This is a genomic window from Streptomyces sp. NPDC046335 (assembly GCF_055587985.1).
The window spans coordinates 342,117-365,484 of sequence record NZ_JBVJFF010000004.1 but is presented as its reverse complement, the minus strand read 5'-3'; the positions used below and the strand labels follow the sequence as shown (position 1 = coordinate 365,484).

General features: G+C 72.1%; 21 protein-coding genes. 12 read left to right on the top strand and 9 right to left on the bottom strand.

Annotated features, from left to right (window positions below):
• Positions 1-105: 105 nt before the first annotated feature.
• The 3 genes from ACZ6JY_RS11140 to ACZ6JY_RS11130 all read left to right on the top strand — a co-directional run bounded on the left by ACZ6JY_RS11140 (position 106) and on the right by ACZ6JY_RS11130 (position 3,305).
• Complete coding sequence (locus tag ACZ6JY_RS11140) at positions 106-858, top strand: GNAT family N-acetyltransferase (protein WP_469195035.1); 753 nt, start codon at positions 106-108, stop codon at positions 856-858.
• Positions 859-958: 100 nt separating this feature from the next.
• The gene (locus ACZ6JY_RS11135; protein ID WP_469194539.1) at positions 959-1,516 is read left to right on the top strand and encodes a PadR family transcriptional regulator; all 558 of its coding nucleotides are present in this window, start codon (positions 959-961) and stop codon (positions 1,514-1,516) included.
• Positions 1,517-1,583: 67 nt separating this feature from the next.
• Positions 1,584-3,305, top strand: a complete 1,722-nt coding sequence (locus tag ACZ6JY_RS11130; RefSeq protein WP_469194537.1) for an acyl-CoA dehydrogenase family protein — start codon at positions 1,584-1,586, stop codon at positions 3,303-3,305.
• 10 nt (positions 3,306-3,315) lie between these two features.
• On the opposite strand, the gene ACZ6JY_RS11125 is transcribed toward ACZ6JY_RS11130, so the two are convergent.
• The 3 genes from ACZ6JY_RS11125 to ACZ6JY_RS11115 form a co-directional block, all read right to left on the bottom strand.
• A complete protein-coding gene (locus tag ACZ6JY_RS11125) occupies positions 3,316-6,021 on the bottom strand; it encodes a discoidin domain-containing protein (RefSeq protein ID WP_469194535.1) in 2,706 nt (901 codons plus the stop codon).
• 145 nt (positions 6,022-6,166) lie between these two features.
• Positions 6,167-6,787, bottom strand: coding sequence for an HPP family protein (locus ACZ6JY_RS11120; RefSeq protein ID WP_469194533.1), 621 nt, complete (start codon positions 6,785-6,787; stop codon positions 6,167-6,169).
• Between the two features lie 175 nt (positions 6,788-6,962).
• The gene (locus ACZ6JY_RS11115; protein WP_469194531.1) at positions 6,963-7,955 is read right to left on the bottom strand and encodes an SDR family NAD(P)-dependent oxidoreductase; all 993 of its coding nucleotides are present in this window, start codon (positions 7,953-7,955) and stop codon (positions 6,963-6,965) included.
• 240 nt (positions 7,956-8,195) lie between these two features.
• Between ACZ6JY_RS11115 and ACZ6JY_RS11110 the strand changes: the two genes are divergently transcribed.
• On the top strand, positions 8,196-8,915 hold the full coding sequence (locus ACZ6JY_RS11110; protein WP_469194529.1) for a DNA polymerase ligase N-terminal domain-containing protein: 720 nt from the start codon (positions 8,196-8,198) through the stop codon (positions 8,913-8,915).
• Positions 8,912-9,922, top strand: a complete 1,011-nt coding sequence (gene ligD, locus ACZ6JY_RS11105; RefSeq protein ID WP_469194527.1) for a non-homologous end-joining DNA ligase — start codon at positions 8,912-8,914, stop codon at positions 9,920-9,922. The genes ACZ6JY_RS11110 and ligD overlap by 4 nt, the downstream gene beginning before the upstream one ends.
• Positions 9,923-9,935: 13 nt before the next feature.
• On the opposite strand, the gene trhA is transcribed toward ligD, so the two are convergent.
• Positions 9,936-10,655, bottom strand: a complete 720-nt coding sequence (trhA, locus tag ACZ6JY_RS11100; protein WP_469194525.1) for a PAQR family membrane homeostasis protein TrhA — start codon at positions 10,653-10,655, stop codon at positions 9,936-9,938.
• Between the two features lie 145 nt (positions 10,656-10,800).
• A complete protein-coding gene (locus ACZ6JY_RS11095; RefSeq protein ID WP_469195033.1) occupies positions 10,801-11,673 on the bottom strand; it encodes an alpha/beta fold hydrolase in 873 nt (290 codons plus the stop codon).
• Between the two features lie 171 nt (positions 11,674-11,844).
• Here ACZ6JY_RS11095 and ACZ6JY_RS11090 point away from each other — a divergent pair, with 171 nt between their 5' ends.
• Complete coding sequence (locus ACZ6JY_RS11090; RefSeq protein WP_469194523.1) at positions 11,845-13,848, top strand: AfsR/SARP family transcriptional regulator; 2,004 nt, start codon at positions 11,845-11,847, stop codon at positions 13,846-13,848.
• Between the two features lie 3 nt (positions 13,849-13,851).
• Here ACZ6JY_RS11090 and ACZ6JY_RS11085 read toward each other — a convergent pair whose 3' ends face one another.
• The gene (locus ACZ6JY_RS11085) at positions 13,852-14,499 is read right to left on the bottom strand and encodes a TOPRIM nucleotidyl transferase/hydrolase domain-containing protein (RefSeq protein ID WP_469194521.1); all 648 of its coding nucleotides are present in this window, start codon (positions 14,497-14,499) and stop codon (positions 13,852-13,854) included.
• Between the two features lie 91 nt (positions 14,500-14,590).
• Between ACZ6JY_RS11085 and ACZ6JY_RS11080 the strand changes: the two genes are divergently transcribed.
• The 3 genes from ACZ6JY_RS11080 to ACZ6JY_RS11070 all read left to right on the top strand — a co-directional run bounded on the left by ACZ6JY_RS11080 (position 14,591) and on the right by ACZ6JY_RS11070 (position 18,412).
• Positions 14,591-15,220, top strand: coding sequence for an alpha-ketoglutarate-dependent dioxygenase AlkB (locus tag ACZ6JY_RS11080; protein ID WP_469194519.1), 630 nt, complete (start codon positions 14,591-14,593; stop codon positions 15,218-15,220).
• A 132-nt stretch (positions 15,221-15,352) separates the two neighbouring features.
• Complete coding sequence (locus tag ACZ6JY_RS11075; protein ID WP_469194517.1) at positions 15,353-16,072, top strand: GAF and ANTAR domain-containing protein; 720 nt, start codon at positions 15,353-15,355, stop codon at positions 16,070-16,072.
• 225 nt (positions 16,073-16,297) lie between these two features.
• Complete coding sequence (locus ACZ6JY_RS11070; RefSeq protein WP_469194515.1) at positions 16,298-18,412, top strand: PP2C family protein-serine/threonine phosphatase; 2,115 nt, start codon at positions 16,298-16,300, stop codon at positions 18,410-18,412.
• A 22-nt stretch (positions 18,413-18,434) separates the two neighbouring features.
• Here ACZ6JY_RS11070 and ACZ6JY_RS11065 read toward each other — a convergent pair whose 3' ends face one another.
• Positions 18,435-19,034: an ABATE domain-containing protein gene (locus ACZ6JY_RS11065; protein WP_469194513.1), complete on the bottom strand. Its 600-nt coding sequence runs from the start codon at positions 19,032-19,034 to the stop codon at positions 18,435-18,437.
• A 90-nt stretch (positions 19,035-19,124) separates the two neighbouring features.
• Here ACZ6JY_RS11065 and ACZ6JY_RS11060 point away from each other — a divergent pair, with 90 nt between their 5' ends.
• A complete protein-coding gene (locus ACZ6JY_RS11060) occupies positions 19,125-19,913 on the top strand; it encodes an MBL fold metallo-hydrolase (protein ID WP_469194511.1) in 789 nt (262 codons plus the stop codon).
• A 6-nt stretch (positions 19,914-19,919) separates the two neighbouring features.
• On the opposite strand, the gene ACZ6JY_RS11055 is transcribed toward ACZ6JY_RS11060, so the two are convergent.
• Positions 19,920-20,420 (bottom strand): MarR family winged helix-turn-helix transcriptional regulator, encoded by a 501-nt coding sequence (locus ACZ6JY_RS11055; protein WP_469194509.1) that lies wholly within the window; start codon positions 20,418-20,420, stop codon positions 19,920-19,922.
• 118 nt (positions 20,421-20,538) lie between these two features.
• Here ACZ6JY_RS11055 and ACZ6JY_RS11050 point away from each other — a divergent pair, with 118 nt between their 5' ends.
• Entirely contained in the window at positions 20,539-20,961 is a 423-nt protein-coding gene (locus tag ACZ6JY_RS11050; protein ID WP_469194507.1) for a Rid family hydrolase, read from the top strand.
• A 182-nt stretch (positions 20,962-21,143) separates the two neighbouring features.
• On the opposite strand, the gene ACZ6JY_RS11045 is transcribed toward ACZ6JY_RS11050, so the two are convergent.
• Complete coding sequence (locus tag ACZ6JY_RS11045) at positions 21,144-21,596, bottom strand: MarR family winged helix-turn-helix transcriptional regulator (protein ID WP_469194505.1); 453 nt, start codon at positions 21,594-21,596, stop codon at positions 21,144-21,146.
• Positions 21,597-21,774: 178 nt separating this feature from the next.
• Between ACZ6JY_RS11045 and ACZ6JY_RS11040 the strand changes: the two genes are divergently transcribed.
• Complete coding sequence (locus tag ACZ6JY_RS11040) at positions 21,775-23,232, top strand: MFS transporter (protein ID WP_469194503.1); 1,458 nt, start codon at positions 21,775-21,777, stop codon at positions 23,230-23,232.
• Positions 23,233-23,368: the final 136 nt, after the last annotated feature.

Genomic DNA, 23,368 nt, shown 5'->3' with positions numbered 1-23,368 from the left:
GCCACGCCTGACGCCACGCCACACTCCCCACGCGAGGCCACCCCGCACGCCCCACGCAAGGCCGCTCCCGACACCACGCCGGACGGCGCCCCGCAAGACCTCGTTCTGCGGCGGGTCAACGCCTTCGTGGCCGTCTTCGCCCGTTGCCAGGCCGCGCGGGTCGTCGAGCTGCCGGGCGGGTTCGCCGTCCATGACGACGCCTTCCGCCATTCGCGCGCGAACAACCAAGTCGTCATCGACACCGCCGTCGACCCCGACACGCTGCCCGCCCTCGCCGACGAGGCCCTGGGGCACCTGCCGCACCGGCTGATCTCCGTCCTGGACGACGCGGTCGGCGCCGCCTGCGCGCCGCCACTGGTGCGGGCCGGGTACTCCCACTCCACCTACCTGGTCATGCTGCACACGGGCCCGGTCCCGCTCGGCGGTTGCGCGCGGCCGGTGGAACTCGACGCGCTACGGGGCCCGCTCACCCGGCGCTGGCGCTCACTCATCCCGGAGACGGAGGCCGACGACGAGGTCATCCGCCACCTCGTGGACCGGCGCGCGGCCCGCAAGCACGGCGCCGACGTCGTGCACTTCCTCGGCGCCCGCACCCCGGAGGGCGAAGTGGCCTCGTGGGCCGACCTGTACATGGCACCAACGACCGGCACGGCCCAGATCGAGGACCTGATCACCTCCGAAGCCCACCTGAGACGCGGCTACGCGGACGCAGTCCTGAGCAGAGCCCTGCGCATGGCCGGTGACCACGGCTGCGCCACCCGCTTCCTGACCGCCGACGCGAGCGACTGGCCGCGCCACTGGTACGAGCGCCGCGGGTTCACCGTCATCGGCCGCACGCACGGCTTCGAACGAAGCTGACCGGGCCGCGATGCCGAGGGGCCCCTACGGCCGGGTGAGCCGTGTCTCACCCGGCCGGCACCTCTTGTTCATGCAACTCGTTGCATAGCAGGATCGCGGCATGGCGCTAGAGCACGCGATCCTCGTCTCGCTGCTCGAACAGCCCGGGTCCGGCTATGAGCTGGCCCGGCGGTTCGAGCGGTCCATCGGTTATTTCTGGGCCGCCACGCACCAGCAGATCTACCGCGTACTCAAACGCATGGAGAGCGACGGCTGGATCGACGCCCGTGCGGTGGCGCAGCAGGCGCGGCCGGACAAGAAGGAGTACTCGGTGGCGGCTCCGGGCCGGACGGCCCTCTCCCGGTGGCTGGACGAACCCATCGAGCCCGAGAGCGTCCGGCACGAGCTCGCCGTGAAGATCCGAGGCGCGGCCTTCGGCGATCCGGCCGCGCTGATCCGCGAGGTCGAGCGGTACCGCGATGTGCACGCCGACCGCCTCACCCGCTATCTCGCCGGTGAGCAGCACGACTTCCCACCGGACGAGGCGACCGGGGCGCCGGACGCCGGGCGGGAGTTGCAGCACGTCGTGCTGCGCGGCGGCATCGCGTACGAGCGGATGACGCTCACCTGGCTCGACGATGTGCTCGCGACCCTGCATCGGTTGGCATCACGGAGCTGAGCGCCTCCCACTTCCCTCCTCCCACTTCCCCCCTCACCCTCCTGCCCGGAAAGGCGACCTAACCCCCATGGCCGACGCCCTGCTGTTCAACCCGCACACCTACGACCCGACCCACTTCGACCCCGAGACCCGCAGGCTGCTGCGCGCGACCGTGGACTGGTTCGAGAGCCGCGGCAAGCGCAGGCTGATCGAGGACTACCGGGAGCGCGTCTGGCTCGCGGACTTCCTGGAGTTCGCCGCCAAGGAGGGGCTGTTCGCCACCTTCCTGACGCCGGCCGCCGCCGCCGGCGGGGAGCGGGACAAGCGCTGGGACACCGCCAGGATCGCGGCCCTCAACGAGATCTTCGGCTTCTACGGGCTCGACTACTGGTACGCCTGGCAGGTCACCATCCTCGGCCTTGGCCCCGTCTGGCAGAGCGAGAACGCCGCCGCCCGGACGCGCGCCGCCGAGCTGCTCTCGCAGGGCGAGGTGTTCGCCTTCGGCCTGTCGGAGAAGGCGCACGGCGCCGACATCTACTCCACCGACATGCTCCTCGAACCCACCGCCGACGGCGGCTTCCTGGCCAGCGGTGCCAAGTACTACATCGGCAACGGCAACGCCGCCGGACTCGTCTCCGTCTTCGGCCGCCGCACCGATGTCGAGGGCCCCGACGGGTACGTCTTCTTCGCCGCCGACTCGCGCCACCCGGCGTACCACCTGGTGAAGAACGTCGTCGACTCGTCCAAGTTCGTCAGCGAGTTCCGGCTCGACCGCTATCCCGTGGCCGCCGAGGACGTGCTGCACACCGGCCGCGCGGCCTTCGACGCCGCCCTCAACACGGTGAACGTCGGCAAGTTCAACCTGTGCACCGCCTCGATCGGTATCTGCGAGCACGCGATGTACGAGGCCGTCACCCACGCCCATCAGCGCATCCTCTACGGGCGCCCCGTCACCGCCTTCCCGCACGTGCGCCGCGAGCTGACCGACGCCTACGTACGCCTCGTAGGGATGAAGCTCTTCAGCGACCGCGCCGTGGACTACTTCCGCTCGGCCGGTCCCGACGACCGCCGCTACCTCCTCTTCAACCCCATGACGAAGATGAAGGTGACCACCGAGGGCGAGAAGGTCATCGACCTGATGTGGGACGTCATCGCCGCGAAGGGCTTCGAGAAGGACAACTACTTCGCGCAGGCCGCCGTCGAGATCCGCTCACTGCCGAAGCTGGAGGGCACCGTCCACGTCAACCTCGCCCTCATCCTGAAGTTCATGCGCAACCACCTGCTGAACCCGGCCGAGTACGCGCCCGTGCCCACCCGCGCCGAAGCCGGTGACGACGCCTTCCTCTTCGCGCAGGGACCGGCCCGCGGACTCGGCTCGGTGCGCTTCCACGACTGGCGCGACGCCTACGACGCGTACGCCGACGTTCCCAACGTCGCCCGCTTCCGCGAACAGGCCGACGCCCTCTGCGAGTTCGTCACCACCGCCGCGCCCGACGAGGAGCAGAGCCGTGACCTCGACCTGCTTCTCTCCGTCGGCCAGCTCTTCGCCCTGGTCGTGCACGGTCAGCTCATCCTGGAGCAGGCGCGCCTGACCGGTCTGGACCAGGACGTGCTCGACGAGCTCTTCGCGGTCCTCGTCCGTGACTTCTCCGCGCACGCCGTCGAGCTGCACGGCAAGGGTTCCGCCACCGTGCCGCAGCAGAGCTGGGCGCTCGGCGCGGTGCGGCGCCCCGTCATCGACGAGGCCCGCACCGCACGGGTCTGGCAGACCGTGGAGTCGCTCGCGGGGTCCTACGAGATGGCCCCCTGAGGGTGAGTGCCTACCGCGTGACGACCAGTTCCCTGAGGCCGGCGGGCTTCTTCGCGTCGGCGGACCTGAGCGTCACGCGGACGTAGCGCGCCACTGTCCCGTCCTTGTCGGCGCTCTGCCAGTGCCGGCCGTCCAGGGACGTCCGCACGTCGTACGACGCGGGCCGCACGGTGGTCCAGCGCGGGGTGACCTCGGAGATCCGTGCGGGCCTGCCGAGGTCCGCCGTGAGGCCGGCGCGGGCGGTGTCGGGGACCCAGGCGGTGGCGTTGCTGCCGTCGAGGGCGGCGTCGGCGTACTGCCCGGGCTGCTCCGACGTCGCTGTCGCGGCGGTGCACCTGGCGAGGTTGTCGGTGGGCCGGAGGTCCGGGCGCCGGGTCTTGAGGTGCGCGGGGTGGTCCTGGCTGACGGTCTGCCTGCCCTGCGGCGTCTCGATCTCGAACGGCTCGCCGTGGGTGAGCCGCACGGTGGTGTCATGGGCGCCGACGGCGATGTCGTACGTACGCCCCTGCCAGTGCAGCCCCTTGAGGTGCACGCCGCGGGAGAGCTGGGGCGGCAGCATCGGGTCGAGCCGCACGTGGTCCTCCCGCAGCCGCTGCCCGGTGAGGCCATGGGTGAACACCTGGAGGAAGCCGCCCTGGCCGGTCGTGAAGTTCTGGGCGGGCGAACCCGCCAGGGGGTCGGAGGCGCCTGCCTTGTCCCCGCGCGCCTCGGAGAAGAGCTCGAACGGGCCGCGGGCGAAGGGACGGATGGAGCGCGTGAGGTAGGTGTACGTGGAGCAGCCGGCCTCGTCGTTGGCCGCGGCGTCGATGGCGTGCACCGAGTCGGTCATCGCCGGGCCGTCGGGGTCGGTGCGCTCCGCGTAGTAGTCAAGGGTGTTGGTGGCGGCCTCCTTGGACATCGGCCACTCCAGCGGGTACATCAGCAGCACGGTGTCCGCCTGCTTGATGACCGAGCCCTTGTAGCCGTCGTACTGCTGGAAGACCTTCTTGTCCTTGTCGTACGGGATGCGGAGCTTGCCGGCGACGGTGTTCCAGCCGGCGGGCGCCTTCTCGCCCAGGATGCGGGCGACGCGGGTGGCGGTGCGCAGGGTGGTGGCGGCGCCCGCGTTGGTGAAGACGCCGTCGTCGACGCCGTTGCTGTACTCGTCGGGACCTGCGACGTCCTTGATGGAGTAGCTGCCGTCGGCGTTCGCCGTGGCGCGGTGGGCCCAGAACTCGGCGATGCCCCGGATCACCGGCCAGCCGCGGGTGCGCAGCCAGTGTGTGTCCTTGGTGGCGAGGTAGTACTGCCAGGCTGCCAGTGCCACGTCGCTCTGGAGGTGGTTCTGGGTGCGGCAGTGCGGCGGGTCCACGCTGTGGCACTCGGAGGCGAGGTCGCCCTTGCTCGCGCTGGTCCAGGGGTAGAACAGGCCGCGGTGTCCGAGCTTCTGGGCGTTGGCGCGGGCACCGGCCCGCGTGCGGTAGCGGTACTCCACGACCGACTTCGCGAGGTCGGGGTGGGCCGCCAGGAGGGCCGGGTACATCCATGTCTCGGCGTCCCAGAACACCAGGCCACCGTAGTTGTCGCTGCTCAGACCGGTGGGCGAGATGCTGTTGGCCGAGCCCTTACGGCTGCTGGACAACAGTCCGTACTGGGCCGAGCGCAGCCATGCCTGCATCCGGTCCTGGCCGGGCACCTCGATGTCGCTGCGCCACAGCTTGCGCCAGGCGGCGGAGTGACCGTCGAACAGCGCCTCCCAGCCCTTGCCCGCCGCCCGCCGCGAGGCCGCCACCGCGTCACGTCCGGGTGAGCGGGAGGTGAGGGAGGTGTCGACGCCGATGTACTTGGCGACTTCGTAGGTGCGACCCGAGCGGACGTCGACGGAGAGGGACTGCCGCGCGCTCAACTCCTGGCCGCGTGTGGCCTTTTCTTCACTTCCTGTACGCATTCCCTCCCCGGGGCGGAGAGTTGAAGCGACGGTTCCTGCGGTCTTCGTCCCCTGCGTCCGGAAACCCACGGCCATCGTCCGCCCACCCGGCCGCGCGCCGGCGCCGGTCGGGGTGATGCGCCGGGCGCCGCGACCGTCGATGCGGTCGGTGACGCGGGCCTCGCCGTTCCAGTGCGGCGTCATCCGCAGTCGGACGGCGCCCACGTGCGGGTCTGTGCGGTCCGCCAGGACGTCGTACTGGAGGTCGGTGGCCCGCCCGTCGGCGGCCGTCCACCTGAGTTTGGTGCGCACCAGGCCGCGGCGCATGTCCAGGCTCTGCGAGTAGTGCGAGATCCGGGACGCCGGGGTCGCGGAGGTGAAGGTCTGCGACGTGGCCCCGCCGGTGGAAACCGTGAGCGGCGTCCAGGTGGGGATCGCCGCGGCGACCTGCCGGTTCTCGGTGGTGGAGGGGTTGTGCGCGTACAGCCCCGACACGAAGGAGCCGTCGTAGCGCGGAGTGAAGAGCGGCCATCCGGTCTTGGCGTCGGAACGGGTGTAGCCGGTCCCGTTGGGCGCGACGCGCTGGCCGAGGTATCCGTTGCCGACGAAGGCGTGGTAGCTGTCCTTCGGGTCGATACGGTGCGAGGTCAGCGTCCAGCCGCCGTCCGACGGGGGTGAGGCGGAGGCCTGCGCCGCCGTCCCGCCCCCCGGGTCACCGGTCCCGGCCGTCGCTGTCGGCGGCACGGCCGCCGCGAGCACGCCGACCAGGACGGGTGCGATGAACCGGGCTTTACGGGTGAGAGACCTCATTGTGCTCCGTTACGCAAACGCGGGGGGACGAACGGGAAGACCCGAAGGTCGAGCGAGAAGGTCAGGCGACCATAAAGAGATGAACGGTCTGCGTCAATGAGTTGCGCGTTGTGTTGAAGAAGCTAAGCGAACCGGCCCGCTTGGGCTACCACCAATACGCGGGGTAGCGCGCGCTCTTGGGGCGGGACCGCGAGAGGGCCCACCCGGCCAGCACGAGCAGGGCGGTGGATCCCATGAGCAGCGGTACGAAGGTGCCGGGCGCCGGAGTGTTCAGGACGATGACCACGGCTGTCGCGCACGCGGGCGAGTGCGGGCACCGCGTCGCCGTCATCGCCGCCAGGCTGATGCCTGCCGCCACCGCGGCCGCCCAGGGCGAGCTGCCCGCGACGGCGACGACCGCGTAGCCGATGACGACGCACATCAGGTGGCCGACGACCACGCTGCGCGGCTGGGCCAGCGGCAGCCGGGGAGCCCCGTGGATGATCGCGGCGGACGCGGCGAGCGGAGGTATGAGCACCGGCTCGTGAATCAGTGACCCTATGGCGACCAGCGCCAGCAGCACGGCGGTGACGGCGCTGACGCTGTGCACGGCGGTACGGCGCGGCGGCGGGGCCGGCGCGCGGCCTGCGAGGCGGTCGAGAACGCGGGCTCGGCCGGGCGGCGGAGGCGCCGGGATGACGTCGTCGACGGCTTCAATGGTGCCGAGGGAATTGAGCGTGTTGCGGGTGTCGAGAGTGTCGCGGGTGTCGAGGGCGTCAAGGGACAAGGCAGCGGCTTTTTCCGGTACAGGGCCGACGGAGGACCCGGCAGCGGACGACGAAGGGCAGGAGTCGGCCGAGCCTTCCCGTGCTGTAGGCAGGGGGCTCAGTTGCCGGCGGTCCAGGGTCGGGAGTCCGCGTACTCGGTCGTGATTCTATGCGGTCGGATTTTGTTGCCGCAGGTCAGGGGGTCAGAGGGGCAGGTGGCAGAGGGTCAGGGGGGTGCTGGCCGGGGAGGGCGTCGAAGTCGACGCCCGTGAGTTCGCGGCTCGCGTCCCACAGCCGCGCAGCGACGGAGGTGTCGGCGAGGTGGGTCCACACCGGTTCGAGGCGGGGTTCGCCGCGCAGGCCGAACACGCGCGGGCCCCACAGTTGGCCGCCCCGCACGGCCGGGTCGAGCACCGCCCGTACCGCGGGCCACGCCCCGGCGTCCTTGCCCTGCACGAGAAGGGCCGCGGGGGCCGCGCTCAGCCGTGCGCCGGTGGTCCGCACGTGGACCGGCGGCCGTGACGGGGTGAGGGAGTCGAGCGCGCCTCCGGGATGGACCACCACGCCGGCCACCGTGCTGCCGGCAGCGCGCAGGCGGCGGTCGAGTTCGAGACCGAAGTGCATCTGCGCCAGTTTGCTGCGCCCGTAGGTGCGCTTGGGCCGGTAGTCCGTACGGGACTGAAGGTCGTCCAGGTCGAGCCGCTCGGTCTTCGCCGCGAAACTGCCCATGGTGACGACGCGGGCCGCCGGCGCGGCCGAAAGGAGCGGCATCAGCCACCGGGTCAGCGCGAAGTGCCCGAGGTGGTTCGTGCCGAACATCAGCTCGTGACCGTCCCCGGTCTCCTCGCGCGGCGGATCGTCGAGCGCGACGCCCGCGTTGTGGACCACGGCGTCGAGGTGGTCCACCCCGAGTGACTCCACCGCTGTCTCCAGGGACGAGAGGTCGGCGAGGTCGAGCCGTACGGCCCGCAGCCGGGCGCCGGGGACTCGCTCGCGGACGGCCGCCATGGCGGTCTCGGCCTTCGCCGGGTTCCGGCTGCCGAGGACGACGGTGGCTCCGGTGGCCGACAACTGCTCCGCGACGAAGTACCCGATGCCGGCGTTGCCGCCGGTGACCAGGAAGACGCAGCCATCCGCGCGGGGCGGCCGGTGGACGTCCCAGGGCGGGGTGGAGAACGTGGACGACATGGTGAAGGGGGCTCCTCGCTGATCTTCGGCTGTCGCTGTCACTGTCACTGTCGCTGACGCGCGGCAACTCGACACCCACGGTTCCAGCGGCCACCGACATATCTCCTACCGATCACCGACAGACCCGCGGGACGCATGGGTCATCCGGTGGCCCGGCACGCGCGTGCCGGTGACAATCACGGGTACCGGCCGGGACGAGCCGACGACCCCGACAGCCGACCCCGACAGAGGAGCGCCGCCTTGAGCGAGAAGGACGGACTGCGGACCTATCGCGGGAAGCGCGACTTCGACAAGACACGCGAACCGAGCGGCGAGCCGAGCGCCGGACCGAGTGGCGAACCCGGCGGCGAACCCGGCGGCGAGCGGACGGACCACGACGGCGACCCCGTCTTCGTCGTGCAGATCCACGACGCCAGCTCCATGCACTTCGACTTCCGCCTGGAGGTCGACGGTGTTCTGAAGTCCTGGTCGGTGCCGAAGGGACCCTCCACCGACCCGCAGGACAAGCGGCTCGCCCTGCCGACCGAGGACCACCCCATGGAGTACCGGGACTTCGAGGGGGTGATCCCGCAGGGTGAGTACGGCGGTGGCACCGTCATCGTCTGGGATCAGGGCACGTACCGGCCGACCAGCCACGACAAGCACAACCGGCCGGTGCCGTTCGCGCAGGCCCTGGAGAACGGGCACGCCACGTTCGAGCTGCGCGGCGAGAAGCTGCGCGGCCCGTACGCGCTCACCCGCTTCCACGGCCGTGAGGAGAGGAGCGGCGGTCCAGGATCGGCGTCAGGGAAGAAACCGACGTGGCTCCTCGTACGGAAGGGGTCCGGGCACGGCGGCAGCGGCACCGGCACGCCCGACCCCCGGCGGGCCCGCTCCGCGCGCAGCGGTCGTACGCTGCGGCAGGTCGCCGAGGCGCCGGACGCGGCGACGTGGGAGCCGGACCGCGGTGAGCGGGAGTGACCGGCCTCCTGGACACGCTGCCGCCCGAGCTGTACGAGCGCGTCCGCGAGGCGGCGCCCGGCGCCGAGCTGGCGGCCACGCCCATGCTGGCGACGCTCAGCGACCGGCGTGACTTTCCGCGGGGCTGGGTCTTCGAGCGGAAGCTGGACGGCATCCGGGTGCTCGCGGTGCGCGAGCGCGGCGAGGTGACGCTGCTGTCCCGCTCCGGGCGGCGGCTCAACGCCACCTACCCCGAGATCGTCGATGCCCTGGCGGCACAGACCCGCGCGGACTTCACCGTCGACGGCGAGATCGTCGCCCACTCCCGGGGCCGGACGGACTTCGCGCTGCTCCAGCAGCGGATGGGGCTCACGCGGCCCGCCGACGTCGCGGCGAGCAAGGTCGCGGTCACGTACTACGTCTTCGACCTGCTGCGCCTGGACGGCGCGGACGTGCGGCGGCTGCCCCTGCGCCCCCGCAAGTCGCTGCTGCGGCGCTCGCTCACGTTCACGGCGCCGCTGCGGTTCTGCACCCATCGCAACGAGGGAGGACCCGAACTGCTCGCCGACGCGTGCCGGCGCGGCTGGGAGGGCCTGATCGCCAAGCGGGCCGACAGCACGTATCAGAGACGCCGCTCGGAGGACTGGCTCAAGCTGAAGTGCTCCCGTGCCCAGGAGTTCGTGATCGGCGGCTTCACCGAACCCGCGGGCAGCCGAACCGGCCTCGGCGCGCTGCTCATCGGCTACTACGAGGACGGACGGCTGCGTTACGCGGGCAAGGTGGGCACGGGGTTCGACCACCGCACGCTGCTCGCCCTGCGGCAGGAGCTCGACGCACGGGAGGTGAACGCCTCGCCGTTCGAGGGCCGCGGGCCGGAGCGGACCGCCCGGTGGGTGCGGCCCGAACTCGTCGCCGAAGTCGCCTTCACGGAGTGGACCCGCGACGGCCTGCTGCGCCACCCCCGCTACCAGGGCCTGCGCGACGACAAGGACCCGTCGGCCGTGGTCAGGGAGCACGCGACCTCCTGAGACGGTGACGACCTCACCGAGAGGTGGCAAGGAGGATGGCGATGTAGTGGGCGGTGAAGGCCGCCACGGTCAGCGCGTGGAACACTTCGTGGAAGCCGAACCAGCGGGGTGAGGGGTCGGGGCGCTGGAGGGCGTAGACGACCGCGCCCGCGCTGTAGAGGAGACCGCCGGCCACGACAAGGACGAGTACGGCCACTCCCCCGGCGTGCAGGAACTCGATGAGGTAGCGCACGGGTGCCCACCCCAGGGCCAGGTAGCACGGGGTGTACAACCAGCGCGGAGCCCCGACCCACAGGACCCGGAACGCGATGCCGGCCAACGCGCCCGTCCATACGATCCACAGCAGCATGGACCTCTGGTCCGGCGCCAGGAGGAGCACGGCCAGGGGAGTGCAGGTACCGGCGATGATCAGGAAGATGTTCGCGTGGTCGAGACGTCGCAGCAGAGCCTCGCCGAGCGGCCCCCAGGTGCCCCGGTGGTAGATGGCGCTGGTCGCGAAGAGCAGCCAGGCGGTGACTGAGTACACGACACAGGCCCAGACCGCCTGGGGGGTGCGAGCCAGCCAGATGAGGGTGATGCCCGCGATCAGCGCGGTGGGGACCATTCCGGCGTGGAGCCAGCCACGCAGCCTCGGTTTGATCGGTTCGACCAGGTCGGCCGCCTGCTCCACGAGAGTCGCGAGCGAATGACCTTCTTCTTGCCCGGATTCGGCTTCAGCGGTGTCACGGGACATGGACTCCCGCTCTCCCCCGGATCGTTGGGCATCATCACTGGCAACCATGTGCCCATGCTAAAAGCCCTCGGGGGAGAGCTGTGCCGGGGCTCGGGGCGCCGGACGTCAGGAACTCAGGAATTCAAGAACTCAGGAACTCAGGAACTCAGGAACTCAGCAGACGGCGTATCAGCGCCGTGATCTCGCCGGGGGCTTCCTCGGCCATGAAGTGGCCCGCATCCGTCAGGTGATGGTCGAGCCTGGGTGCCCATGCCCGCCACACCTCCGCGGCGTCGTAGCCGAGCCGCGCGCCCCAGTCCTGCTGGACGACCGCGACGGGCATGGCGAACTGCGAGCCCGCGTCGGCGTCCGCCTGGTCGTGCACGACGTCCACGCCCGCCGAGGCACGGTAGTCCGCGACGATCGAGTCCACCGCCGCCGCGCTCGCCCGCAGGTACTCGGCGCGCACCGGCTCCGGGATCGCACCGGGGTCCTTGGCCCAGGTGTCGAGGAACGAACCGAAGAACGTGTCAGCGCTGTTGGCGATCATCGTCTCCGGCAGGCCGGGCGGCTGCGCCATGAGGAACAGGTGGAAGCCGACCGCCGCGGACACGCCTCGCAGTACGTCCCACATGTCCAGGGTCGGTACGACGTCGAGGATGCCCAGATGGGTGACGGTCTCCGGGTGGTCGAGGCCCGCCCTGAAGGCGACGAGGGCGCCCCGGTCGTGGCCCACCAGGGCGAAGTGTTCATGGCCGAGTTCCGCCATCAGGGCCACGATGTCGGCGGCCATGGTCCGCTTCGAGTAGACGTCGTCGTCCGTGGCCGGCGGCTTGTCGCTCGCGCCGTAACCGCGCAGGTCGGGGCAGACCACCAGGTGGTCCGTGGCCAGTTGCGGGGCGACGTGGCGCCACATGAGGTGGGTCTGGGGGAAGCCGTGCAGCAGCACGAGCGGGCTGCCGCTGCCGCCGACCGCGGCGGACAGCTCCACGCCGCCCGCGCCGGGCAGGCGTACGTACTCGAACTCCGGGATGGCGATGGCGGATGCGTGTGTGGGGATGGGGGTGGGAGCTGGATTCACAGCGGTTCCTCTCGTCTGTCGCGTCGTCCGGCACCTTCGTCCGGCTGACGCGGTCACGGTGCACCAGGGCGATCAGCAACCGATGAGCGCGGTTCGGCGGGGCCGGGTCCGTGCCCCGAGGATGGGGGCATGCGGATTGACGTACTCGGTGCCGTGCAGGCGTGGCATGACGACGGCAGCGCGATCGACCTGGGCGGGCCCCGGCACCGCGAGGTGCTCGCGCGCCTGGTCGCCGCCGAGGGGCGGCTGGTCACCGCCGACACGCTCGTCGCCGACCTGTGGGCCGAGCCGGGGGCCGGTTCCCTGGGCGCCTTGCGCACTTTCGTCGCCGCGCTGCGCCGTGCCGTCGAACCCGGCAGGGCGCCCCGTACCCCGCCGCGGCTGCTCGTCACGCAGGGACCCGGTTACGCGCTGCGTCTTTCGCGCGAGGCGGTGGACGTCCATCGCTTCGAGGACGCCCTGGCCGCTGCCGGCCGCCCTCCGCACGCCGTCGACGCCCTCGGTGACGCGCTCGCCTCGTGGCACGGGCCCGCCTACGCCGACTTCCCCGACGCCCCGTGGGCCCAGCGGGAACGGACCCGGCTGGAGGAGCTGCGGCTGCGGGCCGTGGAGCTGCGGGCGGGCGTGCTCCTCGACTCCGGTGCGGGTACCGACCTCGTGGCGGCGCTCGGTGAGCACGTCGCCGAGCATCCGTGGCGTGAGCCGGCCTGGGGTCTGCTGGCGCGCGCCCTCTACCGCGACGGGCGCAGGGCCGACGCGCTGGCGACCCTCCGCCGTGCCCGCACCATGCTCGTGGAGCGGCTTGGACTGGACCCCGGCCCCGAGCTCCGGCGCCTGGAGACCGCCATGCTCAACGGATCGGCGTCCGTCGAAGCGGCGCCGCGCCCCTGGTCCGGCACCGGCGCCCGGCTCGGCCCGCGCACCACCGTGGCCCTGGCCCGCACCCTCGCGCTGGCCGGCGGCGACGCCCTGGTCTCCTCGCGCCGCGACCGCCTCACCGCCATCCGGGCGGCGGAACGCACGGGGGACGTCGCGCTGACCGCGCGGGTGATCGGCGCGTACGACGTACCGGCGATCTGGAGCCGGTCCGATGACCCGGAGCAGTCCCGGTCGGTGGTGGCGGCGGCCGGACGCACCCTCACCGCGCTCGGCCCCGACGGCCCGCCCGAGCTGCGGACCCGGCTGTTGGCGACCATCGCGGTGGAGAGCCGCAGCGGGGACGTGTCCGGTACGGGACAGGGGGCCGCCGGTCCATCGGCGGGCGCAGGCACGGCCCTTGCCTCCGCCGACCCGCAAGCTCTGCCCCTCGCCGCCGCCGCGGCGGCGGCTGACGAGGCCGAAGCACTGGCCCGGGGCCTCGGTGACCCCGCCCTGCTGGCCTTCGCGCTCAACGGTGTCTTCCTCCAGTCCTTCGCCCGGCCGGGTCTTGCCTCCCGGCGCGACGCCATCGGCGCTGAGCTCGTCGCGCTGGCCGCCCGGCACGAGCTGCCGACCTTCGGCATCCTGGGGCGGCTCGTGCGGCTCCAGTCCGCGTCCGCCCTCGGCAGGCTCGAAGCCGGGGCCGCGCACGCCGTCGCCGCGGAGGAGCTGGCCGCCGCGCACGAGTCGCCGCTCGTCACCGTTCTCACCGCGTGGTTCAGGGCCCGGGTGCTCGCCGCCCGCAGTGCCGAACCCGGCGGCCCCTCCCCCGCCGAGGCCGCCGCGGCCTACCGCGCCGCCGATGACGCCCTCGCCGGAGCGGGCATGCCCGGCCTCCACCGCGGGCTGCTTCCGCTCGCCCTGCTGGGGCTTCGGCTGCTGCACGACCGGCCCGCGCCCACCGGCCCCCGCCTCGACTGGGGCCCGCACCTGCCCTGGGCGCAGCCCCTCGTACTGCTCGCCCGGGACGACGTGGCCGGGGCCCGCGCCGCCCTCGCCGCCCAGCCCGAACCGCCCCGCGGTCATCTGCAGGAGGCCCTGTGGTGCCTCACGGCCCGTGCCGCCGCGCAACTCGGCGAGTGGGGGGCCGCCGCGCGCGCCGCTGCCGCCCTGCGCCCGGCCGTTGCCGAGGACGCGGGTGGCGCGAGCGGCATGCTCACCCTCGGTTCTGTGCGGCGCTACCTCCGGGAGGCCGAGGCCGTCACCGGCCGATAGGCCTCAGACGTGCGCGAGGAGGCGGTCCAGGGGGCGTGGCACGCGGTCGAGGTCGAGGTGTTCCACGAAAGCGCGCGCGTACAGCGCCTTGCGGCCGCTCCTGGTGCCCATGAACCGCTGGAGTTGCTGCGGGAGGCCGCGGGTCCGCTGCGCGGGCTGCTTCTGGAAGGTGCGGAAGGAGCGCAGGTCGCCCTGTTCGGCGAGGATGTCGACGACGGCCTCCGCGCGAAGGCTGCGGATCAGTTCGTCCTCCAGGTCCGCCTCACACACGTAGAAGCCGCGCGTCTCCAGGTCGGAGCGGGTGCGCTGCGGGCCCGCCCCCGTCCGTTCGAGGACGCGCCGGAAGTAGTGTGCCTCCCCCGCGTCACACAGGCCCGCCACCGGGACGTCGAGCCCCGCGGGCCCGCACAGCGCCAGGAACCTGCCGATGCTCATCGCACCGCCCAGAGGGAGTATCGAGATGCCCTCCGCGTCCAGCCTGCGTCCGCGGCGCTCGGCCAGCGCCTCAAGGGCGACGAGGTCGCTCTCCCCCTCCACGAGGACGACCTTGCGCACACCGGCGTCGACGGCCCACGCCCGAGCCCTGTCGGCGGCGGATTCGCCGTCTTCCCCGGCGGCCGCCCACGCCACGGCGGCCCTTCGAAAACTCATCGTCGCCTTCACGCCCCCAATATCGCAGTGCCACCGGCCGCCCGGCATGCGAATTAGCTCGTACGTTCGATTGAGCGTTACGCTGGGTCGCATGGCAACGCACCAGCTCCAGGGTTCGCTCTTCGACCAGAGCGACGACGTGCACCTGCGCCCGCTGGCCGAGGCCCGCAGGACGGTACTCGGCGACGGTGCGTGGATCGACCTGCTGCCGGGTTGGCTCAGCGGCGCCCACGTGCTGTTCGAACGGCTGGCCGTGGACGTCCCGTGGAAGGCCGAGCGCCGGCAGATGTACGAGCGGGTCGTGGAGGTGCCGCGCCTGCTGGCCTTCTACGGCGACGGCGAAACGCTGCCGCACCCCGTCCTCGACGAGGCACGGCAGGCGCTCACCGACCACTACGCCGAAGAGCTCGGGGAGCCCTTCACGACGGCGGGTCTGTGCCACTACCGCGACGGACGCGACAGCGTGGCCTGGCACGGCGACCGCATCGGCCGGGGCGCGCGCGAGAACACCATGGTCGCCATCCTCTCCGTGGGAGCACCGCGTGATCTGCTGCTCCGGCCCCGCCGCGGGGGCGAGGGCATCCGCCGCCCGCTCGGCCACGGCGACCTGATCGTCATGGGCGGCTCGTGCCAGCGCACCTGGGAACACGCCATCCCCAAGTCGACCCGGGCCGCCGGGGGCCGCATCAGCATCCAGTTCCGACCGCACGGGGTGCGCTGACCGACGGCGACGGCACGGGAGCCACGCACAGAGGTTTTTGGTCAAATTCCGTCCGGTCACAGCCAACCGGTGCGCGTGGCAGTCGCCCCGGCTATCGTCGAGGTCGGTCAGGCCCGGCGGGAGGTCCGCACTGTGACCCTGCAGCAAGAGGAACTCGCCACGCTCTTCGCCCGATTGGTGAGGGCGGCCAGCGACGAGCCTCTGGACACGCGGACGTTGTTGGCCATGTGCGCGGAGAGCGGCCGGCGCGTGTACGGCGCGCGGGGCGCGATCGTGCAGTACGTACCGCTCGGCACCTCGGACGTACGGACCGAAGCGACCGGCAGCGCCCTGCGCACACTGGCGGCGGACGCCGCGGCGTGGAAGGAAGGGCCCGGGTGCGACGTCCGTTCCTCCGGCTCCACTCTCATCGACGTGGACGTCACCACGCGTCCGGCACGTGTGCGCTGGCCGTCCTGGGCACCGCGCGCGCAGGCGCTCGGCTTCGGCCGGGTGACGGCGCTGCCCCTGAAGAGCTCGGACCTCCCGTTCGGCGCGCTGGTCCTGCTGGGCCCGCCGGGAGCCGCCGTGGACGAGCAGGCTCTCGCCGTCGTCCGCTCCCTGACGGAAACGGCCGCACACGCTCTCGCCCTCCAGCGGCATGCGTACCAGAGCCGTGTCCTGGCCGACCAGTTGCAGCGGGCGCTGAACAGCCGGATCGTCATCGAACAGGCCAAGGGCATGCTCGCGGTCCGGTACGGCCTCAGCCTCGACGACGCCTTCGACCGGCTGCGCCGCCACGCCCGCGCCCACCGGCGCAAGGTGGCGGAGCTGGCGCACGAGATCACCGAGGGCCGCGACGACATGCCGTGAGGTCGCCGGGGCCCCGCGTCCGCTCTTCGAACGGTTCCCCCGGCTCGAACTGACCCTGCCCGTCGAGGCCTTGGAACCGTACGGCTCACTGCTCGGCGACGGTCACCAGACCCTCCCCGGCCGCCTACGGCGGTAACCCCTCGCCGCCCGGCCACGAGGCCGGCCGATACGTGGGGTGGGTATGCCGGACCTGCCCTTGCCGCGTCCCGGGCGTACTGTCGAGAGATGAGCGACGGTGCCGATCCGCTGGACGCGGAGCTGGCCGACGCGGTGCGCCGTACGGGCGCCTCCGCCGGAGGCATCTACCTGCTGGACGAGGGCGCGCCCGTGCTCGGCCTCGTGGTGCTGTCCGGGATGCCGGAGGAGGTGGCGTGGCCGTGGCGGCGGGTGCCGCTCTCCGCGGCCGTCCCGGTGAGCGAGGCCGTGCGCGAGAACCGTCTGGTGTGGGTGGGGTCGCAGGACGACATGGTCCGCACCTATCCGCGCGCCGCCGCGAGCCTGCCGTACCGGTTCGCGCTCGCCGCGGCCCCCCTGCCGGGTGGTTCACGGTGTCTGGGCGCGCTGTTCCTGCTGTGGCCCGCGAGCCACCCCATCGAGGCCACCCGCCGAGAGCGGGGACACATCAACTCCGCCGCGCGGCGCGTCGCCCGGGTCATCGGGGACGCCCCCGTCCTGCCCCCGGTCCCCGAGCAGCCCCGCCACATCCCGGTCGCCGTGGCCACCCGCCCGCGCGGCGGTCAGCGGCTACGGGCCGCCGGGGACTACATCGAGCGACTGCCGGAAGCGGCCATCGGCCTCGATCTGGAGGGCCGGATCACCTTCGTGACCACGGCCGCGGCGGCGCTGCTCGGGATGGACGCCAGCAGGCTGCTCGGTACCCGGCCCTGGCAGTCCCTGCCCTGGATGGACAACACGGTCGTGGAGGACCAGTACCGCACCGCCGTCATCAGCCGCGATCCGGTCGCCTTCGTCACCCTGCGGCCCCCGGACACCTGGCTGCGCTTCCAGCTCTACCCGGACGGCAGCGGCATCAGCGCCCGCGTCACCCGTGCGGCGCCACCGGAGGGCGGTGCGTCCGAACCCGCCGGTACGCTCGCGGCGCGTGGCCTGGTGTCCGCACGGCCCGCGCCGTCGGGACGGCTGTACCAGCTGGTCCACCTGGCCGCCGCGCTGACCGAGACGGTGGCCGTGCGCGACGTCGTCGAGCTGGTGGCCGACCAGATCCTGCCCGCCTTCGGCGCCGACGGCCTGGTGCTTTCCGCCGCCGACGCGGGACGACTGAAGATCACCGGGCACCACGGGTACGACCAGGCGACGATCGACCGGCTCGACGGTCTCCGCCTCGACACCGACGTCACCCCGGCCGGCGAGGTGCTGGCCAGCGGAATCCCCGCCTTCTTCACCAGCCCCGACGAGCTGGCACGCCGCTACCCCAAGGCACCGCGGCTCAGCGACAAGCAGGCCTGGGCCTTCCTGCCGCTGATCGTCTCGGGCCGCCCCGTCGGCTGCTGCATCCTCTCGTACAACCGGCCCCGTGACTTCAGCGCGGACGAGCGCGCCGTGCTGACCTCGCTGGCCGGTCTCGTCGCCCAGGCCCTCGACCGTGCCCGTCTGTACGACACCACCCGCGATCTCGCGCACGGCCTCCAGCAGGCCCTGCTGCCGCGCAGCCTGCCCGCCCTGCCGGGTCTCGACGCGGCCGCCCGCTATCTGCCCGCCAGCCGCGGCATGGACATCGGCGGCGACTTCTACGACATCATCCGCATCGACGCCACCACCGCCGCGGCCGTGATCGGCGACGTCCAGGGGCACAACGTCTCCGCGGCGGCCCTCATGGGCCAGGTGCGCACCGCCATCCACGCCACCGTCGGCGCCTCGCCCGACCAGGTCCTCGCCCGGACCAACCAGGTCCTCTCGGAACTGGAGACGGACCTGCTGGTCTCCTGCCTCTACGCGCACATCGACCTCGTACGCCAGGAGGCCGTCCTGGCCAGTGCGGGCCATCCGCCGCCGCTCCTGCACCACCTCGGCCGGCCGGCCCGCGTCATGGAATTCGAACCCGGCCCCCTGCTCGGCGTCGAACCCGTATCCCGCTACCCCGCCACCGTCCTGCCGCTGCTTCCGGGGACGACCCTCGCCCTGTACACCGACGGTCTGATCGAGATCCCCGGCACCGACCCCGACCAGACCGCCCGGGGCCTCGCCAACTGCCTCGCTGAATACAGCGGGCAGGATCTGGACCGGCTCATCGACGTCCTGCTGCGCCACGCCCGGCCCACCCCCCACTACACCGACGACATCGCCGTACTGCTGCTGCGCACCGCCCCGCTGCCGGAATGACCCGGTGCCCCGCGAGGGCCGGTCAGCCGGCGTCGGGCTGTGTGCGGCGCGCGTAGGCGCGGGCGGCACGGGCGCGGTCGCCGCAGCGGGTGGAGCACCAGTGGCGGCGCCCGTGCCGGAGCAGATAGCGGTTGCAGGGGGTGGAGCCGCAGGCGGTGAGACGCTCGGCGTCGGGCGAGGTGAGCAGGTCGGCGGCGTCGGCGGCGAGCGCGGCCAGGGCGTGGTCGAGGATCGCGGTGGTGGGGTGGGTGGTGGCGCGGTAGGGGCCCGCCTTGTCGTCCCACTGGAGGAGCGGGGCCGTGGGGACCCGGGTCATCGCGTCGTTGACGGCCGCGACGGCGGCGGGCAAGGCGGGGAGCCCGGCGGTGCGCGAGGCGAACAGCGACCTGATCTGCTCCCGCAGGGAGCGCAGTTGCGTCGCGCACATCTCCCTCATGCCGACGTCCACCGGGGCGAGGTCGCGCTCGGTCAGCCACTGGTTGGCCCGTGCGGGGGTCGCGAGGAGGTCGAGCGTATGGCCGCCGGGCAGCGCGATGCCGCTGTTGGCGAGGGCGAGGGAGGGGTGCTCCTCCTCGCCCTGCGCGGGCGGCGGGGTGGTCTCTTCGGCCCGGGGCTCCTTCATGGTCCTCATGGTACGTCTTGCGCACATCCATGAGAAACGCTTACGGTCACATCACGGTTCCATCCACTCCATCCGTGAGGTGTTTTCCTCGTGCCCCCTCAAGCCCCCTCGGCAGCGAACCGGTTCACCGTCCGGACCCTCGGCGGCCCCACCGCCTGCTTCGACTACGGCGGCCTGCGCTTCCTGACCGACCCCACCTTCGACGAGCCGCGGACCTACCCCGCACCCCCCGGCGCCCCGGCCCTCACCAAGACCGCGCCGTGCCCCGTCACACCCGCCGAGCTCGGCCCCGTCGACGTGGTCCTGCTCTCCCACGACGAGCACGACGACAACCTCGACACCTCCGGCCGGGCCATGCTCGCCGACGTCCCGCTCACGCTGACCACGCCGAGCGGCAGTGACCGCCTGGGCGCGAAGGCCCAGGGCCTGGCCGACTGGGAGTCCGTCGATCTTGACCGCCCCGGCGGCGGCACGGTCACCGTCACCGGCGTTCCCGCCGTCCACGGGCCGGGGCCGCGCGAGCAGGTCGAGCCGATCACGGGCCAGGTCGTCGGCTTCGTCCTGACCGGCCAGGGCCTGCCCACCGTCTACGTCAGCGGTGACAACGCCTCTCTCGACGCGGTCCGGGAGATCGCCGGGCGGTTCGCCCCCGTCGACACGGCCGTCCTCTTCGCCGGCGCCCCGCGCTTCCCCCAGCTCTTCGGCGGCGAGCCGGTCGTCCTGGACAGCGCCGGAGCCGCCGAAGCTGCGCGGATCCTCGGCGCCCGCCGGGTGACACCCGTCCACTTCGACAGTTGGTCCCACTTCACCGAGGGCGGCGACGACTTGAGGGCCGCGTTCACCGCGGCCGGACTCGCGGAGGTACTGGAACTGGACTGACCGGCGTCAGGACAGGTCGTCCGGCCGCACCCGCAGCTTCGCCGCGATGCGGGCCAGCGCCTTCCGGTCGCCCGCGGTGAGCGGGGTGAGCACGAGGTCGCGCACCGCCCGCACATGGGTGGGCGCGGTCTCGACGACCACTTCGTAACCCTCGTCGGTGAGGGCGGCCAGGGTGTACCGGCCGTCGTCGGGGTCGGGCGACCGCTCGACCCAGCCGCGCTGCTCGAACCGCTTCACGACGTTCGACAGGCGCGAGAGGGAGCCACTGGCGAGATAGGCCAGCTCACTCATCCGCAGGCGGCGCCCGGGGGCCTCCGAGATGTGACTGAGGGTCAAGTACTCGAAGAGGGAGAGCCCGCTCCGCTGTTGCAGCGGCGCTTCCAGCTTTCCCGGCAGCAGCAGGACCAGCGAGACGAGCCCGGTCCACGCCTCTTTCTCGTCCGCGTTCAGCCACAGGGCTTCGTCGGAGGCGTCCTGTCCTGGGTTCGCGTCGGCGGATTTGGCCATGGGGTCACCCTATCGAACACCAAGGACTTCACGCGTGAAGTGAAATCGCGTAGGGTTCACTTCAAGCATGAAGTCCTCGCATGCGGTACCCGCATGCGACCCCAGCGCAGGGAGCGCCATGAGTCAGGCCCAGTTCTTCGTCACGCCCGGATACGGCGACACACTGCTCGCCCAACTGCACTACAGCCAGGCCGTCCGCGTCGGCGACCGCGTCGAGATCTCGGGACAGGGCGGGTGGGACGAGGAGTTCACCTTCCCCGAGTCTCTGGAGGAGGAGATCGTCCGGGCCTTCGACAACGTCGAGAAGACCCTCGCCACGGCCGGGGCGGGCTGGCACGACGTCATCGCCCTGGACTCGTACCACATCCCCGGTTCGGCCGACTTCATCGGCGAACTGCCCACCCGCGTCATGGTGGAGCAGATGCGTCGGCGCATGGGTGAGCGCGCGCCGATCTGGACGCAGATCGGCGTTCCGGCGCTCGGGGCGCCGGGAATGCGGGTGGAGATCCGCGTGACCGCCGTGGTCGGCCACGACGCCTGACACCCGGCAGCGCACTGCGGCGGCCGGCCGCCGCAGTGCCGAACGGGGACGACGCGCCGCCGAGCCGCCGGTGCGGCCAGGCCCGGGTGGGCGCTTGGTCGGGTGACACCCTCAAGCCGGTCGCGGTCCGGCCGTGGTGGTTTTTCCGCCGCGGCCGGACGTCCGCGGCGGACGTGCGGCGGTCAGGACCGCGGCCACTCCTGGCCGCTCAGCCGCTCCACGCTCGTGTTGAACCGCTGGAGGTAGCGGGCGAAGGTCTCCACGTCGTCGGCCGACCAGTCCTCGAAGACCCGGTCCAACTCCGCGACGTGCGCCTCGCGCTCGACGTCCAGACGCTTCGCACCCTCCTCCGTGAGCCGGAACTTGCGGGCCATCCCGCCCTCCGGGTCAGGGATGCGTTCGAGCAGCCCGGCCCGCACCGCGCCCGCCGTCTGCCGGTTGAGCGTGGAGGCGTCGAGCATGAACGCCTCACTGAGCTGCCCGATCGTCATCGGCCCCTGCACCAGGATGCGGCTGAGCATGATGTACGTGCTGCGCTCCAGGCGGCCCTGCTGCTGCCGCAGCTTCGCGCTGCTCAACTGATGCCGCCCGAGCACCATGTGCTCGAACTCGACCAGATGCGATGGCTTGTCCATGTACGTGCGTCCTCCTACGGCGACCGTATCGCAACACGTGACGGCGTACGCGCCCCCTCCCGCGCCTTTCCGCCGGGCACACGCTGGGGCATGTGCTCAATACACACTGCGTGCTCCATGCACAGAGTATGTATAGTGCACATCGTTGCTCACGTGGAAGAAATCGAGGAGTCCCCTTATGGAAGCCCAGCAGTCGGGCGCCCGGACCGGCGGCGTGGTCGCCACCCTGGCGCTCGCCGGTACGGTCGCCGCGATCATGCAGACGCTGGTGACGCCGCTCATCGCCGAGCTGCCACAGATGCTGGACACGTCGCCCTCGAACGCCGCGTGGGTCATCACCGTGACCCTGCTCGTCGCGGGCGTCTGCGTGCCCGTCACCGGGCGCCTGGGTGACCTGGTCGGCAAGCGCCGCATGATGCTGGCCTGCGTCGTGCCGCTGATCATCGGCTCGGTGGTCTGCGCGCTCTCCTCCTCCGTCGTCCCGATGATCATCGGGCGCGGTCTTCAGGGCATGGGCATGGGCATGGTGCCGCTCGGCATCGCGCTCCTGCGGGACGTCGTGCCCACCGAGAAGCTCAGCGGATCCATCGCGCTCGTCAGCGCCTCCATGGGCATCGGCGGCGCCATCGGTCTGCCGATCGCCGCCGCCGTCGCGCAGTACGCCGACTGGCGCGTGCTGTTCTGGGGCTCGGCCGTGCTCGCCCTGGCCATCGGCGTACTGATCTTCGCCGTCGTACCGGACGTCCCGGCCGCCGCGAAGGGCCAGCGCTTCGACGCCCCCGGCGCGGTCGGGCTCGCCATCGGGCTCGTCTCGCTGCTGCTCGCCATCTCCAAGGGCGCCGACTGGGGCTGGGCCTCCGGCACCACGCTCGGCCTGTTCGCCCTGGCCGCCGTGGCACTGGTCGTCTGGGGCTTCTGGGAGATGCGCACCCGTGACCCGCTGATCGACCTGCGCACCACGGTCCGCCCGCGGGTGCTGTTCACCAACGCCGCGTCCGTCCTCATCGGCGTCGGCATGTACGCCTTCATGCTGATCGCGCCGCAGCTCCTTCAGTTCCCCGAGGCCACCGGATACGGCCTCGGCCAGTCGATGCTGGCGGCCGGTCTGTGGATCGCACCCGGCGGCATCATGATGATGCTCATCTCGCCGCTGGGCGGAAAGCTGATCAACACGCGCGGCCCGAAGGTCGCACTCGTCTGCGGTGCCCTCGTCATCGCCGTCGGATACGGGGCCGCGCTGCCGCTCATGGGGACGGCCTGGGGCATCATGCTCGCCGGCATCGTGATCAACAGCGGTGTCGCCCTCGCCTACGGCGCCATGCCCGCGCTCATCATGAGCTCGGTGCCGATCTCGGAGACGGCGGCCGCCAACGGCTTCAACACCCTGATGCGCTCGCTGGGCACCACGATCGGCTCCGCCGTCATCGGTGTCGTCCTCGCCCAGATGACCATCGGCATGGGCGGCGTCACGATTCCCTCCGAGGACGGCTTCCGTACGGGTCTGCTCATCGGCTGCGGTGTCGCCCTCGCGTCCGCCGCCGTCGCGGCCCTCATCCCCGCGATGCGCAAGGCCGACGACGACGGGGCTGCGGACAAGGCGTCGGCTCCCGCCGACCCGGCGCCGACCCGGGCCTGACCCGCACCGGCAGCTCGACGGCGGGGGGGGGGGGGGGGGGGGAAAAAGAGGGGGGGGGGGGGGGGGCGCTGGTGGGTTGATGGGGGGGGGGGGGGGTGGCATGGTGGTGTGTGCTGATATATAGAAAAAAGAGGAG

What these genes read in the sequence shown, in the direction of transcription:
- ACZ6JY_RS11055 (WP_469194509.1), bottom strand. Translation starts at nt 20,420, where the DNA reads ATGGCCAAATCCGCCGACGCGAACCCAGGACAGGACGCCTCCGACGAA.
- ACZ6JY_RS11085 (WP_469194521.1), bottom strand. Translation starts at nt 14,499, where the DNA reads ATGAGTTTTCGAAGGGCCGCCGTGGCGTGGGCGGCCGCCGGGGAAGAC.
- ACZ6JY_RS11125 (WP_469194535.1), bottom strand. Translation starts at nt 6,021, where the DNA reads ATGAGGTCTCTCACCCGTAAAGCCCGGTTCATCGCACCCGTCCTGGTC.
- ACZ6JY_RS11090 (WP_469194523.1), top strand. Translation starts at nt 11,845, where the DNA reads ATGCGGATTGACGTACTCGGTGCCGTGCAGGCGTGGCATGACGACGGC.
- trhA (WP_469194525.1), bottom strand. Translation starts at nt 10,655, where the DNA reads ATGTCCCGTGACACCGCTGAAGCCGAATCCGGGCAAGAAGAAGGTCAT.
- ACZ6JY_RS11135 (WP_469194539.1), top strand. Translation starts at nt 959, where the DNA reads ATGGCGCTAGAGCACGCGATCCTCGTCTCGCTGCTCGAACAGCCCGGG.
- ACZ6JY_RS11130 (WP_469194537.1), top strand. Translation starts at nt 1,584, where the DNA reads ATGGCCGACGCCCTGCTGTTCAACCCGCACACCTACGACCCGACCCAC.
- ACZ6JY_RS11040 (WP_469194503.1), top strand. Translation starts at nt 21,775, where the DNA reads ATGGAAGCCCAGCAGTCGGGCGCCCGGACCGGCGGCGTGGTCGCCACC.
- ACZ6JY_RS11115 (WP_469194531.1), bottom strand. Translation starts at nt 7,955, where the DNA reads ATGTCGTCCACGTTCTCCACCCCGCCCTGGGACGTCCACCGGCCGCCC.
- ACZ6JY_RS11050 (WP_469194507.1), top strand. Translation starts at nt 20,539, where the DNA reads ATGAGTCAGGCCCAGTTCTTCGTCACGCCCGGATACGGCGACACACTG.
- ACZ6JY_RS11065 (WP_469194513.1), bottom strand. Translation starts at nt 19,034, where the DNA reads ATGAAGGAGCCCCGGGCCGAAGAGACCACCCCGCCGCCCGCGCAGGGC.
- ACZ6JY_RS11080 (WP_469194519.1), top strand. Translation starts at nt 14,591, where the DNA reads ATGGCAACGCACCAGCTCCAGGGTTCGCTCTTCGACCAGAGCGACGAC.
- ACZ6JY_RS11070 (WP_469194515.1), top strand. Translation starts at nt 16,298, where the DNA reads ATGAGCGACGGTGCCGATCCGCTGGACGCGGAGCTGGCCGACGCGGTG.
- ACZ6JY_RS11045 (WP_469194505.1), bottom strand. Translation starts at nt 21,596, where the DNA reads ATGGACAAGCCATCGCATCTGGTCGAGTTCGAGCACATGGTGCTCGGG.